The sequence below is a fragment of the Gilliamella sp. Occ4-3 genome (assembly GCF_001690675.1).
Taxonomy (GTDB): Bacteria; Pseudomonadota; Gammaproteobacteria; order Enterobacterales; family Orbaceae; genus Gilliamella; species Gilliamella bombi.
Window position 1 is genome coordinate 71,111 of record NZ_LZHR01000050.1, and the last position, 18,025, is coordinate 89,135.

An 18,025-nucleotide genomic window follows, 5' to 3' on the forward strand; every position below is an offset into this window, starting at 1 on the left:
CCTTACTGTTTAAACCAATCTTGTAGTTGTTGTTGATGAATATATTGGGAGATAGATAATTCCAAAGAAAGTGTTTTTTGCAATTCTTCTTCACTAAATCTATATTGCTCAATACTCATATCTTCTTTTTCAGCACTATATTTTTTAGAAATTTTTTCGGCAATTATCGCATTTTGTTTCGGTGTGAGTTGCGTAAATGCAAGTCGTAAATCAGGAAGTATTTCGATAAATTGATCTTGTTTCCAATTCGCTAATAATTCATCAAGGCTTGTTAATAATTGTGAAGAGTGGATAATTAATTCGGGTGCACATTGCATTATCCCCATAAAATAGCTACTTGCATGTTCATATTGGGATCCTAACTCAAAAGCCATTTTTATTTTGTGGTCAAATTCTGATTGGCTAATTTGAGAGTCCAAATAAGCAATACTATCAATAGCGCCCCGAATCAATGGCGCCTCGCTTAATAACGGTTGTAAACGATGTAAATTCAGGTAAAAATCCTGTTTCAACTTTTTCACATCTAGCTTATCTGGTAGATTATTTATTAAATTTCTAAATAATAATAATGTTTTTAAATTTTCTTGCTGTTGCTCTGTATCGGATTGTTTTAATGTATCAAGTAAGAAAAAGGCTTGTTTTGGTACTTTAGCTAGCAATGCTAACAAAGTTGAACTGACATTAAGTGCTAAAAAGTCCCGACCTTGCCATAAATAGAGTAAACGATGCCCACAATCCACTAATGACAATAAATTACTGTCAACTTCTAAGAATGATGATAATTTCACTAATAATTGAGAGAAATAGGTTTGTAATCCCATTAACGCCGCTTGTATCACCCCTTTTACTGCACACAAACAAGATTGTGCCATTCCATCTTCTGTTAATTGCTCTATTGAGTGTTGCAATTTTTGTATAGCAATCTGTTCAAGTTGCGTGCCTTGCTCTGACAGCTCAATTAACCTAGCTTCAACCATTGGAGTCCATAAATATTGCCAATCTTCAAACATAATGGTTAACCTTGTTCCATATTGATAATTTGGTCCGTCAAGACGATTAGCAAATCCAACGTCCAAAAAGGCAAGTAGATGTAAAAATCGACTTCGTTGCCGATGTTCTGGGTTACGGTAAATATCAATATGGGTAGTTTTAGGCAATGTGTCGTCGAGCTTAAAACGGTATTTTTTAAGTGTTGAATAAACTTCATTAACAAGTGGTGGTGAGGCTATATCATTAGGAATTTGTCCTAATTGATTTCCTGATAAGCTACGATAAACTATTTGCCAAAAATCACTGCGTACATCGTGAATACTTCCTTTGATAAAAGCAGATTGAATACCATCAAGCAGATCATAACGACCTGGACCATAATGACCTCGAAGTTCAGCTAATAAACAGGCTTGTTCAATCGCCGACTTTAAAGGGATAAAACCAATTGCATCACTACAATTTTGCTTTTTTCTTAATTTATCAGTAATAATCGATAAAAAATCAATCAATTGTGTTTTTCGATAACATTGGGTTGTTTGCGGTTGGTTAGAATTTTGTTCATAAGCCAGCATTGATTGCCAAGATTTTTGGTAATAAGCAGGAGAATTCATCCCTGCTGTATAACCATTTAATGCATCAAGACGATCAAAACTATAACGAATAAGCCAAGTTCGATCCCTGTCGCCACTTTTCTGCTGTCGATTAAATCGGGTAATATCGGTTCGTTTGGGTAATAGAAGCTTGTTTTGCCATAATCCTTCAAATAATGCTAAAGTATGAAATCCGCCTGTGACCACCACAATTTTTGCATCGGGGGTCGATTTTTTTAATCGCCCAATTGCGGTTAACATGTGCTGTTCTCGTTGGCTCGATCCTTCAGCTTCAAGTGATGATGAATCGTAATCAAGCCTCGCCATTGCACACCAAATAAACGTATCTTCAAAAAATGTTTGCCAATCAGCAAGATCGGTAAAATTTCTTAATTCAAATAAATGCTCCCAAACTTCGTCATGATCACGGCAATGTAATTTCTTAGCCAATTGAGTAATGTATTGGCTATGCTTTAGATAGGTTTCAGAAAGTAATGATTTGCTCTGCAATGATGTGAATTCTTGAGTAACTTGTTCTGCCCAAGGAAGATCAATAAATTGAATTTTTGCATTGTATTGTTTTGCCAATTGCATTGCTTGCCACTCTGGTGAGTAACTACAAAATGGATAAAATACGGAGCGAGTAATTTGATGCGATGGCGAGTTAGCCATATCATCCTCTTTATATTCTTCACTATATTCTTCATTCTTCTGAAAGACAACTTCGTCTACTTGAAGATCTGTTTGACAAAGTATAGCAATGGGTGGCTCTGTCTTATTATTTAGTAGTTCCTCAAGTTTTTCTGAAAAGCTAGCAGGTGCTTCAATCAAAATATGAGTCGGTTTAATTTGAGTAATCAACTGTCGCAAAGCATAACTACAAGCAGGACTATGATGGCGCACTGGAGCAAAATAGATCTGCGCTTGTTGTAATGCATCTCGACATATCAAAGCATTTTGTAGACGTTGTGGTAATGGTGAGCTTCCCATAATGATTATCTATTTATTATTTCCAGAATTTTTTAGACACCTGATAGAATGAATGCCATACTGATGAGTTTTTGGCTCTTTCTCGCACCACATTATCCATATAAAATTGAATTCGTTTAATATCATCAGCATTGTCTTTTAAAACTACACCAATAAGCTGTTTAGCAATATGTCCACCCTCAAGGGTGCCCTCATCAAAATAATAGGCATCTAATGCTGAGGCATAAACAATATTGACAGCTTCTGCTGTTGACATCACCGCATCAGGTGTTTTCAGATTAGTGCCTGCTTGTGTTTGCCCCTGTCTTAACTCTTGAAACGTTGTTACTAATAGTTCAATGACATCGACTGGAATAATGATCTGCGATTTTAGTTCACCTAATTCCTGATTAAGTTGCATTTGAATTAATTCTATTTCAAAGTTTTTATCAGTAATTGGGTTAACGGTTTCAAAATTAAAGCGACGTTTTAATGCAGCCGACATCTCATGTACACCGCGATCTTTTAAATTTGCCGTACCAATAAGATTAAAACCTGGTCGAGCGCTAATTTTAGCATGCTGTCCCATTTCTGGAATCATCATTTGCTTTTCTGACATCAATGACACAAGTACGTCTTGAATTTCAGGAGGACAACGTGTTATTTCTTCAAAGCGCACAATTTTACCTTGCTGCATACCGTGGTAAATTGGCGAACCAACTAATGCTCGTTCAGTTGGTCCTTCTGCTAATAATAAAGCATAATTCCAAGAATATCTGATATGATCCTCATTTGTCCCTGCCGTACCTTGAATAGTTAGGTTTGAATCACCACTGATTGCTGCAGCTAGCAGTTCAGATAACATCGATTTAGCTGTACCTGGTTCGCCAACTAACATTAAACCTTGTTTACCAAGCAAAGAGACAATCGCTCGATCAACAAGAGGATCGTCACCAAAAAATTTGCGGCTGATGCCAACCTCTTCATTGCCTAAAATAAACGTTCGTACCGATTTTGGTGATAATTGCCAACCTTGAGGTTTATTGTTATTACTATCCAATTTCAGCAACTTATTTAACTCTTTAGCATAACGTTGTTCTGCACTTAAGCGAATGGCTTGTGTTTGTTTTACCATAACCCTTTCTTCTCCCACTCTGGATCAAAACCGCTTGAGGCATTAGCAACAGCCATATAATCAGCATAAGCTTCTGCTAGTAATACTGGCGGCACATCGTTGATATCAATTGCATTACCGTTTTTCCCTTGCTTTTTACTAAAATATAGATTGTAAAGTACAACGGGAATATTTTCTTCTGGCACATAGCTACCACTAAATTCAATATTGATATAAAGCTCAAGCTCGCTAAAATATTTATAATAGCCATAAAAGCAAGCACCGTCTTCAATGTCTTCTCGCTTATATCCTTGTTTAATTAATATATTTCGTATTGTAAAACTATCTGTTAGCCACCCTTTACGATCATCAATAATATTTTCTTCAACATGGCTAACATCAGGCAACGAATGGTTAAATTGTGTAAGTAGTAGCGAAACTTTGTAATCTGTAAGATGTTTTTGCCATGTTTTCACAACTTCTTCAGTTAACAATGCACTATGTGCAACAGTAATATAGTTTAGTTTGTTAAGCGCAATCTCGTCATCGTTTAAATCAATTAAACTGCCATCTTCGGTTGGACGAAAACTCTTTATAATTACCCCTGATTCATTCACTTCAAGCCATACTAAATGTTGAATTAATCGATTCATAATGGGATGGTTATAGAAATATTCTTGCCACTCTAAAACAGACCAACGTCGTTGCAAACACATGGCTTCGTATAGCCGCGTTATTTGTAATTCAATTAACTGTTTCAGCTCTTTTTTACTATTACTAAATTGTTTTTTTGCTTCTTTAACAAGTGTTTCATCTTCAGATTTTCTTGCTTCGGGGAGTGTTTTAATTTCTTTACCTTCGGCGTTTTTTAATACAAATTTAAATTTATCATCTAATGTAGCTGTAAAAATTCGCTCACCATAATCAAGGCTCAGTACGCCCGATTCATCTAAACCTGCTGTTGGAATGGTGCGATCAGCCAGTTCATCAGCCGTCCACTGTTTTTGCTCAGCAATTTGGTTAATCAATAATTTTGCTTTTTTTTGCACGGACGGCGTTCGATAACGACGTGCAATTGATAATAAAAATTGAATAATAAGCGGATCATCACTAACGGCTATTGATTCAAGCATGGCTTCAATTTGTCCGCGCCTGATTTGATAGTTTTTAATATAGTTTTTTATTATCGATACGGCAGTATTACCTTGTATGCCTCCAATTAGTGATAATATCCCCTTTGATTTAATAGCTGAACCAATCACACGGGAAAGCACTTCTTGCTTTATCATTTCGAAAGCTTCGCTTAAAGTCATATTTTCATATTGACCATAATACTCGGGATAACGCTTTGCATAATTTAAATAATCTTTCCAACGCTGTTTTGCATTTAAGTTTGCCTCTATTTCGGCTTCTTCAAGTGTTGGCGTTAGTGTGTCTTGCTTAATAAAAGCCTGTAAAATAAATACACCTAATTCGTGTTGACTTTTGATGCTTAAAAGTCGGGTATAAATGATTAATAATGGATTAGCAGGCTCTTTTAATTTTATCGCAAGCCAAATCCACCAAGTGATAATTTGAGGGTCAACCACCTTACCATTTTGCCAAGTTAATGCTGGAATTAAGCTTTCATCAAGCCATTTGGCATCTGCTGGTTTTTTGCCTGTTAAGCCTTTTTGTGCATCATCTAATAATTTCGTTGGCGTTAAATATTGGTTTATATTTTCACCTAAACTTTCAAGCGCAGCTAATAATGTTGCTTGTACAGATTCAGATTTCTCTTTGTTTAGCGCATTATTCAGTGCTTTAATTGATGATTTCTGTCCTAATTTTACCAACCACTTGGCAGCTAAAATACGCTGAGCTTGTTTGGTTGATATTAATGCCTCTTCCACTCGGTAATGAATATCAGGTAACATACTCAATGCTTTTTGTGCTAATAAACGTAATGATTGAGTTTCACCTAATGCCAGTTCAAGTAAATAAGTCACATATTTAGCTAGTAACTTCGGGAAAAAAGTTAATATTTTTATCCCTCGTTCTTTCTCAAAAAAATAATCACTGTTTTGCAGTTCTTGATTTGGCAATAGTCCTAATGCTTCATCAAGATAAACGGAATTTTCGGCAAAAAATGGCCAAACTAAATTAGGATCGACCTCAGCTGTGGTTTCATAATAATAATTCATTAAAAATGCGGCAGCGATGGTACGTTTCGCATCTGGCACATAATCTATTTTATTCATGACTTCAACTAACTGGCGTAAATCGGTACGTAACAAGATTTCATGATGAGAAAAACTTAAACCTAAATAAAAGGAATTAGGCTGATGATGACAAATTTTTTCCGCACGTAATAAGTGGTAAAGATTAAATTCAGGTAACGATGGCAAGCGCCCTTTATTCAAAATAACATCATAAATTAATTTATTTTTTATATCCGCCTGTTCGATATCACCTTTACCATTTAAACAATCAAAAATCGCATCTAAATCAGTAACAGTAATTGTTTTTAATTGCGCATAACGCTGTTGTTCAGATGTAATTTTGTAACCATATTCTTGGTTATATTGAATTTCCTGTTCTGCTTTCTTTTGCTGTTGGACTAATATTTCTTGGTAGTTTTGTTGCAAAATATCTCGCGCTTTAGAAGGTAAATTAACTTCAACGATCGATTCAAAAGGAGGAATAATTAATTCGATTTCTTGCTGTTTAGCATCCTCATTGCCACTTAATCGTGATAAAGCCCCTTCGATGGTTTTTATTACGGTTTTATTCGTCTGACGGGTTAATGCTTCTTCTAAAATCTTGCGATTAACAGATAATCTAACTAATAAGTTTATCGCATGGCAACGTTGCTTAGGCGTTCCTTGATCTAATAAAACTTGTAATTCAGCTTGTATTATGTCAATAGGTAAACTTAGTAACAAGGTTGTTGCTAACTCACTGATTGCTTTTATATTACTTGTTGATTGTTTTACAAGCAAATCAATCACATCTTGTTTAAGTTTGTCTTGATTAGCAATATATTGTAATTGCTGTAATTGACCAGCTCTAGATAGCCCCTGTTCAGGCAAGGTTTTAAACCATTCAAGATGTTCATAAATATAGGGCAATAAACCATTAATCATAAACACATAATAAAAACACTTTAAATAAGATTCTGGTGTTTGTTGACGGTCAAAAATAGCAAATAATAGCTGTTTCCCTAGCCCTTTTTGTTCTATTTCGAGCAATTGATGTAATTGTTGAACAGACCAATTTTGACGTTCAAGAATAATTTTTTCAGCACTTTGATTATAGCTAAACAAAGTTGAAACCAATCCATCTAAAAATAGATATAAAAACCATAATGGTAAATTTGGCGTGATCACATCAATATTTTTTTGTTCTGAATAAACGCGACTTTGCTGCATATTTTCAATATAGGTTGCTGCCAATACCTTACCAAAACGGATAATCTGTTCTGGCGTATAGTTATCCGTCCATTGTTGATAAAATAGCGCTCTTGCTTTTATTGGTTGTTTTTTCTCAGTGGAATAATAAATGATATTAGTCGCACCTGGAAAGCCTAGGCGCCCATAAACTCGCTTTGCACTATTATACGTTTGTGATAATTGATTTAAATCCTCTAAAACTAGAGGATCTTGACCTTGTAAAATATATTTACAAATGCGCTCAGGAATCAATTTATCTAACCCCCGCAAAATCTCAAAACACGCTAATAAATTGCGCTCATTATTGTCAACAGTATCCTTTACCATATTAATTTATCTTCCCAATCAGGATCAAAGCCACTACACGCATTTGCAACCGCCATATAGTTAGCATAACCTTCAGCGAGTAACACTGGAGGCAATTTATCGAGAGCTATTGGTCTATCTTTTAAACCTGGCTTTTTACTAAAATAGAGGTCAAAAAGAGCAACAGGGATATTTTCTTCTGGTACCATGCTGCCACTAAATTCAATATTAATATACAGGTTAAGACTAGCAAAATACTTATAATAACCATAAAAACAACCTGCATCTTCAACATTATCACGCTTATAATCCAATTTGGTTAAGATACCACGTATCGTGAAACTGTCAGTTAACCAACCTAAACGTTCATCAATAATGTCATCTTTAACTTTACTTATATCTGGTAATGAGTGAGTCAATTGATCAAATAGCTCGGGGACTTTGTAATCTTTAAGATGATCTTGCCATTTTACTGTGGTAGCACTTGGCAACACTGCAGAGTGGGCAAGGGCAATGCGATTACCTTCATTTAGTTCTATTTCTTCATCTTCAGTTGTAATTAAGCTACCATCCTCAGTTGGTCTAAAGCTATTTACTATCTGTCCATTTTCATCTAATTCAAGCCAGATTAAACGTTGAATAAGCCGTCCTACGATAGGATGTGGCTGTAGGTATTTTTGCCAATCCTCTACCCGCCATTGACGTTGTGTACACATAGCTTCATAAAAGCGGGTAATTTGCATATTAAGCAATTGTGTTAGTTCTTTTTTACTGTTGGAAAACTGTTTTTTTGCCTCTTTCACTAAGGCTTGATCTTCGCTTTTTCGGGCTTCTGGTAAGGATTTAATTTCGTCACCATCTGCATTTTTTAAATGCCATTTAAACTTATCATCAAAAGTAGCCGTAAATGTGCGTTCACCATAGTCAAGGGTTAACACACCATTATCATCTAGTCCTGCGGTAGATATGGTGCGATCAGCTAGTTCATCAGTAGTCCAGCCATTGCGTTCTGCAATACTTTCTACCAATAAGCGGGCTTTTTCTTGTACAGATGCAGCACGATAACGGCGGGCAAGCGATAGCAAGAGTTGCGTGATCAACGGATCATCACTTTGAGCAAGCGGTTCAAGCATCGCTTCAATTTGCGCTCGTCGTTGTTGATGATCTTTCATAAAACTACGTAATAACGAAACTGCAATATGACCTTTAATACCACTAGTTAATGCTAATAATCCTTTCGCTTTAATGGCTGAACCAAGATAGACTGCCAAAGCCTCTTTTTTTATCTCTTCAAATACTTGTTCAAAAGTAATATTGGCATAACTAGGGTAGTATTGAGGGTATTGCTGGTAGTAGCCAATATATCGCTGCAATCGCTTATCGGCTAATGAATTGGCTTTTGCTTCGGCATCTTCCACCGTTGGCATTCGCGTATCTTGCTTAATAAAGCTTTGTAAAATAAATTCGCCTAATTGCTGTTGGCTTTGCTGACTTAATAAGCGACTATAAATAATTAACAATGGATTAGCTGGATCTTTTAATTTAACCGCTAACCACACCCACCATTCAATAATTTGAGGATCAACTGTATCACCGTCTTTCCATGTTAATGGTGGAATTAGATTTTTATCAAACCAGTCAAAATCAGCAGGTTTTTTACCTTTTAAGCCTTTTTGTGCATCGGTTAATAATTTTTTAACGGTTAGATGTTGACTAATATCTTCGCCTAATTTTTCTAAAGCGACTAATAAAACAGCTTGTACAGTTTCGCGTTTTTCTTTTTTTAAGGCATTATTTAATGCTTTAATTGAAGATTTTTGTCCTAACTCTGCTAACCAATTAGCGGCGGCAATTCGCACCTCTTGCTTTGCTGATGTTAAAGCTTGTTCAACTTGGCAATGAATATTAGTAATCACACTTAAAGCGTTTTGTGCGGCATAGCGTACTTGTTTACTTTCGCCCAAAGCTAATTCAAATAGATAAGCAACATATTTAGTTGGAATATTTGGGAAAGTTTGTAATATTTTAATGGTACTTTCTACATCAACATTAAGATAAGACCAGGCTTCTTGTTTGGGAGCAAAACCTAAGGCCTCATCAAGCAAAAATTCGTTTTCAGCAAAAAATGGCCATAATTTGTGTGGTTCATTTTCATAGACATCGTGATAGGTATCTTTGGTTAAAAATGGCACAGCAACGACATAGGGCACATGCTGAGAATAATTGAGTTTTACTAATACATCTGCAATTTGTCTAAGATCTAATTTTTTTATAAATTCATTTTTTTCAAATAATCTTTCGAAATAATAAACGCCTGTATCTTTATCAGCTAATTGAGTCACTCGTAATAGATGAAAAAGCGTAAATTCAGGTAGATTCTGTAACCTTTTTTTGGCTAATAAAAATGTAATATCGATATTTTTATTGATTTTTTTGAGTAACGCCGAAAATTCAATCTTACCATTTAAATAGTGATAGACATCATCTAAATCCTGTGAGGTAATCGTTTTTAACGTTTTATAGTATTTTCTTGCCCAATTATATGGAAGGTTATATTTTTTGTTATCTTCAACTTCTTTTTGTGCCGCTTTTTCACTTTCTATTAAATGTTCTTCATAATTTTGCTGCAAAATATCACGAGCAATAATGGGTAAATCAACATCATCGATTGGCTCAAAATCAGGAATTATCAAAGTTGCTTGTTGTTCGGCTGTATTTGCACTTTCAAGTCGTGATAAAGCACTTTCTATCGCAGCAATGACTGTTTTGTTAGTTTCGTTAGCTAAGGCTTGTTGTAAGATTGTCGGATCGGAGGATATTCTAGCCTGTAATGCGGCAGCATGACTACGCTGCTTAACTGTGCCAGCAGTTAACAAACGTTGTAAATGGGGCTTTACTATTTCGACAGGGGAACTAAGTAACATTTCAGTTGCTAGCTGATTGACTTGTTTGGAGCTATTTAATGACTGCACAGCAATAAAATCAATCAGTGGCATTTGTAGTTCAGGATGCTTTCGAATATATTTTAATTGTTCGACTTGCCCTAATATCGCAATACCTTGATTCGGTAACTGTTTGAATAATTCGATATGCTCAATAACATAAGGTAATAGACCATTAATCATAAAGAAATATTGAAAACAGCTGTGATATGTAATATTTTGGCGGTCAAATATAGCAAATAATAACTTTTTACCTAATCCTGATTCCTCAATTTCTAACAACTCATGTAATTGTTTAATTGACCAATTTTTTCGCTCATCAATCCGATCTTCATTGTCACAACAAATCGGTAACGTAGTAATCAATCCATCATATAACAGATATAAAAACCAAGAGGGTAACTCTGGTGTAATTAGTTTAATAAAACGTAAATTACCACATAACGCCGTTAAAACTCGTGCAAAACGGATTATCTGTTCAAAAGTATAATCATCAGTCCAACGCTGATAAAAGGCCATTCTTGCTTTTTCGGATGAATTGGGTTCGTCACAAATATTTGTATAATGAAGGTCACAAGGTCTTCGAAGTAACTCATAAAGTTTAGTAGCCGTGTTTGAAGACTGACACAATTGATTTAAATCAACTAATACATTTAGTTCATCACCCTGTAAGATATATTGAGTAATGCGCGTTGGCATGGTTTTATCCAGTTCTTTTACTGGTTCAAATATAGTGGTAATTAATTGTTGTGATGATAATTCATTTATTTTTTTCATATTCCTTTCTTCTCCCATTCTGGATCAAATCCGCTACATGCCTTAGCAACCGCCATATAATCAGCATAACTTTCTGCTAGTAACACTCGAGGAACTTTACTAATTTCAATTGTGTTATTTTTAATTGTATCCACATCACCGATAACAAAAGGTGTAACGCTTTAATAACTATTGACATTGCTCCTTTAGCCAGTTTATTTCTTGCGTCCAAATATCAGGATCAATGGTTTCTAAGATAAGAGGAATTTCGTCAATTCTTGGATCTTGCATAATATATTTAAATGCAGTTTCACCAATATTGCCTTTGCCTAAACTGTGATGGCGATCGACATGGCTAGCAAATTCGCTTTTAGCATCGTTTAAGTGCATACCTCGTAAGTATTGAAAACCGACTATTTTTTCGAACTCAGCAAAAGTTTCTTGGCAAGCTTGTTCGGTACGTAAATCGTAACCAGCGGCAAAAGCGTGGCAAGTGTCAATGCAAACTCCAACTCGGCTTTTGTCTTCGACTTGGTCAATGATTTGCGCAAGATGTTCAAATTTATAGCCTAAGTTAGAGCCTTGTCCAGCCGTATTTTCAATAACAGCAACCACATTTTGTGTTTTGTCGAGCGTAATGTTTATCGATTCGGCAATGCGTGCTAGGCATTCATCAACCGATATTTGTTTTAGATCGCTTCCGGGGTGAAAATTGAGTAATGTTAATCCTAATTGTTCACAACGTTGCATTTCGTCTAAAAAAGCAGTGCGTGATTTTTCAAGCTGTTCACTATCGGGGTGTCCTAAATTAATAAGGTAACTATCGTGTGGCAAAATTTGTTTGCTGGTAAAACCATATTTTTCGCAACGTTTTTTGAAGCTGTCGATGATTGTGGGCTCAAGCGGTTTGGCGTGCCATTGTCGTTGATTTTTGGTAAATAGCGCAAATGCGGTTGCGCCAATTTGATAGGCGTTAATTGGGGCGTTATCTACCCCACCTGCTGCACTTACATGTGCACCAATGTATTTCATTTTTTGTCCTAATAACGTTGTTAGTTTATGATTAGCGGATAATTAGTTCGAGCCGCTATTGCGTTGTAGCTGATCACGCAAATTAGGCGGTACACCTTTAATAACCAGTGAGTCAGTCTGTGGATCCCATTTTATACGTTCACCTAACAAATTTGAATCGAAGCTTAAGGTTAATCCGCCACCGCTGCCCGAGAATTTTTTAAGTTGGCGCAATGCACTACGATCAACGGGGAATGTGTCTTCTAAATCGTATTCACTATTTTTGACAAATTCAATAAAGTTGTTATCGTCACTTGTTGGTAGTTCGTTGGCTAGATTTTTTAGTTCAATTTCTTCACCAGCTTGTAATTGAGCTTGACAGTAATTGTAGACGCTTTCACGTGCGTTGGTTTTGTCTTGTTTGTCAAATTGCATTTCTTGGCAGTAATCATCTACCGCTTTAACCAGTGTTTTGTTTTGTGCTTTCGCATCTAATCCTTCATTAGCACCTAGGTAGTCCATAAAAAAGTCAGATACTTTTCGCCCTACTCTTCCTTTTAAAAAGGTTAAATATCGTTTTGAGTCGGCTTGGGTTTCCCATTCGGTCATGTCTATACGGGCAATAATATCGGCATGGTCAATGTCTAGATATTGCGTTTCGCTAATATCTAAGTCTTCATTAACTAACATACTTAAACAACTATTTAACACCGCAATAATTAAGTATTCAACCGCCAAATAACGATATTGGCAAAACACCACCGTTCCTCCTTCTGCAAAAGGATATTTGGCAAGTTCGTTGCGTAGTTGTTTGGTTGATTCTTGGCTGAAATGTAAGAAATCTTGATTGCCTAGCCGTAGTTCTTTTAGTGATTGTTCAAATAAGCTTTCGCTATTAAATAATCCATAGGCTTTGCTTTTGTTATTATAGATGCGATTGATATCTTCAATTAGATTAACAACCGCTTGCTCGTTGTTGAGCATTGAGTCACGAAGTTGTAATTCAATTTCAGTGTCGCTTTTTCTAATTAATTTATGCAGTATGATCTTTTCTATTTGTACGCTCATTGGTGAGGTTCCTATTGGATCGCTATAATCATTAAGGACATTATTTTATCAAAGCGCTGAAAAAGTGCTATTAACAATTTGCCAGTCTGTTAAACTAGCACCGTTAAATTGCATAAAATCTATACTGAAACGTATAGTTACCTGAAACTTTTTGACAAGATTTAACTACACGTAAGCGCAGTTGCGATAGCAAAGTTTAGATAATTGCTATCAGTTATAATCATTAAAATTAAGAAATAAGTAAAAATCGAAAACTGAATTTATTATTTTGCTAATATACCTAACAAGCAATTTGGGAGTATCATTATCAATGTAAATAATGATTATGCTTTTTTATACTGAAACGTATAGTTACCTGAAACTTCTTTACAATATTTATCAACGGAAAATTAAAAGCAATGGCTCACTCTATTGATGTTTATAATGATTTTAAAAATAAAAAAATCAGTGCACTATTTTGGCAATATGCGCTGCCAGCAGTGATTGGAACGATTGTTAATACACTTTATAATATTATTGATGGCATTTTTATTGGCCATTGGATCGGGCGCGAGGCGTTAAGTGCTGCTGGTCTTATTTTACCTGTGATGAATTTAGCAGCAGCAATTGGTATGTTAGTTGGAATCGGTTCGGCCAGTCGGATTTCAATTTTTTTAGGTCGTGGAGAAAACGACAAGGCCGAAAAAGTCGCTGGTACGTCGTTTATGCTAACTGCAGTACTGAGTGGTTTTACGCTGTCAATGCTGCTTATTTTTATTGATCCCGTGTTACGTTTTGTCGGTTCTAGCCCTGTTAACCATGTTTATGCTAGAGAGTTTTTAGAGATTTTTCTACCTGGTAGTATCTTTTTGACCCTCACTTTTAACTACAACAATATGATGCGTGCAAGTGGTTACCCTTTTAAAGCCATGGTAACTATGTTTGTCAGTGTGATTGCCAACATTATTTTGGCACCGATTTTCATTATTGGTTTAGGTTGGGGAATGCGTGGGGCAGCACTTGCAACGACGTTATCGATGATGATTAGCTTTGTGTTTGTTATGCAACATTTTTTAAATAAGAATAGTAATATTAAGCTTTATCGTCGTAATTTTAAGTTGGACTTTTCAATTGCAAAATCGGTTATATCAATCGGTTTATCGCCTTTTTCAATGCAAATGGCGGCATCAATTGTTGTTGTGTTTATTAACTGGCAACTTAATCGTTATGCTCCACTTGCTAATGTGTCGGGCGATGATTCAATTGCTGCTTTTTCTAATGCTAACCGGCTTATTACTTTAGTGATTATGATTGTCATTGGTATCAACCAAGGTATGCAACCTATTATTGGTTATAATTATGGTGCTAAAAATTATGATCGCGTTAAAAAGACTTTCTTTTATGCTGTTAAAGTGGCTACAGTGGTGACTTCGCTCGGTTTTGTGTTAGGATTTTTTATTCCAGATATGTTGGTGCGAGCTTTTAGTTCCGAGGAAGATTTAGTGCAACTTTCGGCTATTGCATTACGATTTACTACACTCTCGTTTATTTTTGTTGGCTTTCAAATGGTTACCACTAGCTTTTTCCAATGTATTGGTATGGCAAAAATTTCGATTTTTCTGAGCCTTTCAAGGCAAATTTTGATTTTGTTACCAGCACTTTATATTTTACCATTATTTTGGGGTTTTGATGGTGTTTGGGCTGCAGCCCCAACAGCCGATCTATTATCAACAGGTACAGCTTGCCTTGTGCTTTATTGGTATTTTAAATCACTCAAAGCAAGAAATTATTGTAATTAACACAGCTTTTAAACTGATCAATTAAATAAAAAGATAATGATAATTCCAATATAAATGCAAAGAAAATTACATTTATATTGGAAGAATGTACTAATAAGCAAGTGTTAACATAATAAAATTACTCAATATTTTGTACTTGCTCACGAATTTGTTCTATAAGGACTTTTAATTCAATCGCACTGGCGGTCACATCAGCATTAATTGATTTAGAGGCAATAGTGTTAGTTTCTCGATTAAACTCTTGCATCATAAAATCTAATCTACGACCTATCGCTTCGTTTTTCTTTAAGATCGAATAAGTTTCTTTAACATGTGTCATTAGACGATCAAGCTCTTCTGCAACATCAATTCGCTGGGCAACCATCACTATTTCTTGCTCTAGGCGAGAATGATCCAGTTCAATATTAGCTTCAGCCAATTTACTTTTTAAACGTTCTTTTTGCCATTCAAGTATTTGCGGCATCCAATTACGAATCTTATCCACTTCTACGGTAATGGCTTCTAAACGTTTAGCTATTAAATCACTAAGCGCTTTACCTTCACGTTCTCGAACAGCTTTAAACTCGTCGATAGCTGTATCAAGTAACGCTAGGATTTCTTGTGATATGCTGTCAAGATTTTGTTCTTTTGCCGACAATACGCCTGGCCAACGAAGTACATCAATCGGGTTAACTTGTCCTGATTGATGCTCTGTTTGAACCCAACTAGCGGCATTTAAAATTTGCTTAGCAAGATCTTTATTTAACGAAAGTTCTTGATTTTGCGCTGCAGGATCTAATTCAAAGCGTAAATTACATTCGACTTTACCACGAGTTAGACGATTACGGAGTCGTTCACGTATCATCGGTTCAAGTGAACGAAACTGTTCTGGTAGACGGATATAGGTTTCTAAATAACGTTGATTAACTGATCGGAGTTCCCATGAGGCGGTTCCCCAAGATTGATTTAACTCCTTTCTGGCATAGGCGGTCATACTGGAAATCATAATTGCTTCCTAAATTTGTAAAAAACTTGCTGGGCATTGTACCACATATTCTGTATAATATGCTCTTAGCTTAGGCTAAACATCAACCTTATCTTGTTGATGTCCCCCTAAATAATTAGCTCAAAAAAGATATTTTTTAATTGTAACATCTGGAGAATTGCATGCGCCCGTCAGGTCGATCTGCGGAACAAGTCCGCCCTATCAAAATAACCCGTCATTATACTAAGCATGCAGAAGGTTCTGTATTAGTTGAGTTTGGTGAAACTAAAGTACTTTGCAATGCCACTATTGATGAAGGTGTGCCACGTTTTTTAAAGGGTCAAAACCAAGGTTGGGTAACTGCTGAGTATGGAATGCTACCTCGTGCAACCCATTCACGAACTCAACGCGAAGCGGCTAAAGGTAAACAAACCGGTCGCACTATGGAGATTCAACGCCTTATTGCTCGTTCACTACGTGCAATGATCGACCTTAATTTATTAGGTGAATATACTATCACGTTAGATTGTGATGTTATTCAAGCAGATGGTGGCACTCGAACTGCGTCAATTACTGGTGCTTGTGTGGCACTAAATGATGCAATCAACAAAATGGTTGCAGATGGTAAAATTAAGCAAAATCCAATTAAATCATTAGTTGCTGCTGTTTCTGTCGGTATTGTCGATGGCCAAGCAGTGTGTGACTTAGAATACATAGAAGATTCAAACGCTGAAACCGATATGAATGTTGTTATGACTGACGATGGTCGTATGATTGAAGTGCAAGGCACTGCTGAAGGCGAACCTTTTAGTCATGACGAATTATTAAAACTGTTAGAGCTAGCAAAAAATGGCATCAAAACTATTATTGATGCACAAAAACAGGCCTTAAAAGATTAATTGGAGAGGATCGATGAAATCATATAAAAGTGAATTTATTGAATTTGCATTAAATAGGCAAGCATTAAAGTTTGGTGAATTCACCTTGAAATCGGGACGCAAAAGTCCCTATTTCTTTAATGCAGGATTATTTAATACAGGTAAAGATCTGGCTTTATTAGGTCGTTTTTATGCAGCCGCACTAATGGATGCTAATTTAGAATACGATGTCATTTTTGGTCCAGCTTATAAAGGTATCCCTATTGTTTCATCAACCGTTGTTGCACTATCTGAACATCATAATGTTGACATTCCTTACTGTTTTAACCGTAAAGAAGCAAAAGATCATGGTGAAGGCGGTAATTTAGTAGGTAGTTCGATCTATCAACAACGCGTTATGTTGGTCGATGATGTTATTACTGCCGGAACTGCTATTCGTGAATCGATGAAAATATTAGCAGATAACCAATCTAAACTTGCTGGCGTACTTATTTGTCTAGATCGTCAAGAAAAAGGTCGTGGTGAACTGTCAGCAATTCAAGAAATTAAACAAACTTATCATTGCAATGTAATTTCAATTATTACGCTTGATGATTTAATCCAGTACCTCTATAAAGATCCAGCTCGAAAAGATCAAGTAACGCAAGTTGAAGCTTATCGGTCTGAATTTGGGATAAAGTAATAACAATTTACTTTTCATCTTATAAACATTAAAGCATCGAAAGATGCTTTTTATTTTCATATATTATCTAGAAATTTTTTATTATCAGTAAGATAAATTCCACAATAAAGTAAAATAATTGCTTTTACTTTTTAAGATTTAATCATCATATCAAGCCTTTTAAATTTTATTTATATTATTAATCATGATAATTAATTTATATGAAACAAGTAAATTGCTAGAATAATAACTAGGGGCTGTTGATCTTTGCTGTACATAAATTACTCAACAATACATTGGCAGCCACATTAACATAAATGCCAGTGATACCATACTGGCATAATTCCTTTCTAACTTATCGTATCTAGTTGATATTGAACGATATTGCTTGATTCTAGCAAAGGCATTCTCGACTAAATGACGATAGCGATAAAGGCACCTATCCATACTGCTTTTATCTATATCCTTACCATAATTACGTTTAGCAATCACCGTTCGTCCGCCTTTTTGACGAACAAAGCACCGAAAAGGCTCGCTGTCATAACCTTTATCGGCTATCACTGTATT

General features: G+C 35.6%; 12 protein-coding genes. 3 read left to right on the forward strand and 9 right to left on the reverse strand.

Annotation, left to right across the window (positions count from 1 at the left end; genetic code table 11):
- Window positions 1-2 precede the first annotated feature (2 nt).
- The 7 genes from A9G44_RS05815 to yejK are packed head-to-tail and all read right to left on the reverse strand — an operon-like array spanning window position 3 to window position 13,177.
- On the reverse strand, window positions 3-2,570 hold the full coding sequence (locus A9G44_RS05815) for a DUF5682 family protein (RefSeq protein ID WP_081298273.1): 2,568 nt from the start codon (window positions 2,568-2,570) through the stop codon (window positions 3-5).
- A 16-nt stretch (window positions 2,571-2,586) separates the two neighbouring features.
- Complete coding sequence (locus A9G44_RS05820; RefSeq protein ID WP_065609770.1) at window positions 2,587-3,684, reverse strand: ATP-binding protein; 1,098 nt, start codon at window positions 3,682-3,684, stop codon at window positions 2,587-2,589.
- The gene (locus A9G44_RS05825; protein WP_065609772.1) at window positions 3,678-7,421 is read right to left on the reverse strand and encodes a DUF4132 domain-containing protein; all 3,744 of its coding nucleotides are present in this window, start codon (window positions 7,419-7,421) and stop codon (window positions 3,678-3,680) included. Before A9G44_RS05825 ends, A9G44_RS05820 begins: the two co-directional genes overlap by 7 nt.
- Complete coding sequence (locus A9G44_RS05830; protein ID WP_179854811.1) at window positions 7,415-11,119, reverse strand: DUF4132 domain-containing protein; 3,705 nt, start codon at window positions 11,117-11,119, stop codon at window positions 7,415-7,417. The genes A9G44_RS05825 and A9G44_RS05830 overlap by 7 nt, the downstream gene beginning before the upstream one ends.
- On the reverse strand, window positions 11,116-11,253 hold the full coding sequence (locus tag A9G44_RS13480; RefSeq protein ID WP_179854812.1) for a hypothetical protein: 138 nt from the start codon (window positions 11,251-11,253) through the stop codon (window positions 11,116-11,118). The genes A9G44_RS05830 and A9G44_RS13480 overlap by 4 nt, the downstream gene beginning before the upstream one ends.
- A 34-nt stretch (window positions 11,254-11,287) precedes the next feature.
- Window positions 11,288-12,130, reverse strand: a complete 843-nt coding sequence (gene nfo / locus A9G44_RS05835; RefSeq protein WP_065609776.1) for a deoxyribonuclease IV — start codon at window positions 12,128-12,130, stop codon at window positions 11,288-11,290.
- Between the two features lie 42 nt (window positions 12,131-12,172).
- Window positions 12,173-13,177 carry a nucleoid-associated protein YejK gene (gene yejK, locus A9G44_RS05840; protein WP_065609778.1) on the reverse strand — a complete coding sequence of 335 codons (1,005 nt, stop codon included), beginning with the start codon at window positions 13,175-13,177 and terminating at the stop codon, window positions 12,173-12,175.
- Between the two features lie 398 nt (window positions 13,178-13,575).
- Here yejK and A9G44_RS05845 point away from each other — a divergent pair, with 398 nt between their 5' ends.
- On the forward strand, window positions 13,576-14,955 hold the full coding sequence (locus A9G44_RS05845) for an MATE family efflux transporter (protein WP_065609780.1): 1,380 nt from the start codon (window positions 13,576-13,578) through the stop codon (window positions 14,953-14,955).
- Window positions 14,956-15,073: 118 nt separating this feature from the next.
- Here the strand turns inward: A9G44_RS05845 and A9G44_RS05850 are convergent, their stop codons facing one another.
- The gene (locus tag A9G44_RS05850) at window positions 15,074-15,940 is read right to left on the reverse strand and encodes a YicC/YloC family endoribonuclease (protein WP_065608244.1); all 867 of its coding nucleotides are present in this window, start codon (window positions 15,938-15,940) and stop codon (window positions 15,074-15,076) included.
- Window positions 15,941-16,101: 161 nt separating this feature from the next.
- Here A9G44_RS05850 and rph point away from each other — a divergent pair, with 161 nt between their 5' ends.
- Window positions 16,102-16,818: a ribonuclease PH gene (gene rph / locus A9G44_RS05855; protein WP_065561348.1), complete on the forward strand. Its 717-nt coding sequence runs from the start codon at window positions 16,102-16,104 to the stop codon at window positions 16,816-16,818.
- Window positions 16,819-16,831: 13 nt separating this feature from the next.
- A complete protein-coding gene (gene pyrE, locus A9G44_RS05860) occupies window positions 16,832-17,479 on the forward strand; it encodes an orotate phosphoribosyltransferase (protein ID WP_065574840.1) in 648 nt (215 codons plus the stop codon).
- 264 nt (window positions 17,480-17,743) lie between these two features.
- Here pyrE and A9G44_RS13485 read toward each other — a convergent pair.
- Window positions 17,744-18,025: transposase (locus A9G44_RS13485; RefSeq protein WP_179854813.1), on the reverse strand; the 282-nt coding region annotated here is incomplete at its 5' end.

Excerpts from the sequence above, each read along its gene's own strand:
- A9G44_RS05815 (WP_081298273.1), bottom strand. The coding sequence starts at position 2,570 with ATGGGAAGCTCACCATTACCACAACGTCTACAAAATGCTTTGATATGT.
- A9G44_RS05820 (WP_065609770.1), bottom strand. The coding sequence starts at position 3,684 with ATGGTAAAACAAACACAAGCCATTCGCTTAAGTGCAGAACAACGTTAT.
- A9G44_RS05825 (WP_065609772.1), bottom strand. The coding sequence starts at position 7,421 with ATGGTAAAGGATACTGTTGACAATAATGAGCGCAATTTATTAGCGTGT.
- A9G44_RS05830 (WP_179854811.1), bottom strand. The coding sequence starts at position 11,119 with ATGAAAAAAATAAATGAATTATCATCACAACAATTAATTACCACTATA.
- nfo (WP_065609776.1), bottom strand. The coding sequence starts at position 12,130 with ATGAAATACATTGGTGCACATGTAAGTGCAGCAGGTGGGGTAGATAAC.
- yejK (WP_065609778.1), bottom strand. The coding sequence starts at position 13,177 with ATGAGCGTACAAATAGAAAAGATCATACTGCATAAATTAATTAGAAAA.
- A9G44_RS05845 (WP_065609780.1), top strand. The coding sequence starts at position 13,576 with ATGGCTCACTCTATTGATGTTTATAATGATTTTAAAAATAAAAAAATC.
- A9G44_RS05850 (WP_065608244.1), bottom strand. The coding sequence starts at position 15,940 with ATGATTTCCAGTATGACCGCCTATGCCAGAAAGGAGTTAAATCAATCT.
- rph (WP_065561348.1), top strand. The coding sequence starts at position 16,102 with ATGCGCCCGTCAGGTCGATCTGCGGAACAAGTCCGCCCTATCAAAATA.
- pyrE (WP_065574840.1), top strand. The coding sequence starts at position 16,832 with ATGAAATCATATAAAAGTGAATTTATTGAATTTGCATTAAATAGGCAA.